This window comes from Dysosmobacter sp., from assembly GCF_052306735.1.
GTDB lineage: Bacteria > Bacillota > Clostridia > Oscillospirales > Oscillospiraceae > Oscillibacter.
The window spans coordinates 12,159-12,530 of record NZ_DAWBAJ010000055.1 but is presented as its reverse complement, the minus strand read 5'-3'; the positions used below and the strand labels follow the sequence as shown (position 1 = coordinate 12,530).

The window sequence follows — 372 nt, the reverse complement described above, 5'->3', positions numbered from 1 at the left end:
AATCTCCCCAGCCAGGCAAAAATGAAGCACACCCTCCCGGGTGCGCTTCGTTTTTGGTGGACTTGAAGAGATTCGAAACACTATGGAGCCATCGCCGTCCAGCCGGCGATGGGCAACGGTCCACCGGACCGTTGCATGGGATGGTTCGAATCTCCCCAGCCAGGCAAAAATGAAGCACACCCTCCCGGGTGCGCTTCGTTTTTTGGTGGACTTGAAGAGATTCGAACTCTCGACCCCCACAATGCGAATGTGGTGCGCTCCCAACTGCGCTACAAGCCCATCTCAACTGACCTTTGCATTATACCTCTGTTTCAAGGAATTGTCAAGCCGAAAAAACGCCGGGCAGGACGGTCGTGCCTCCGGCGAAAAGCC

At 55.6% G+C, this 372-nt stretch carries 1 tRNA gene; it reads right to left on the bottom strand.

Annotated features, from left to right (window positions below):
- Window positions 1-203: 203 nt before the first annotated feature.
- Window positions 204-279, bottom strand: a tRNA-Ala gene (locus ACT67G_RS10795).
- Window positions 280-372: the final 93 nt, after the last annotated feature.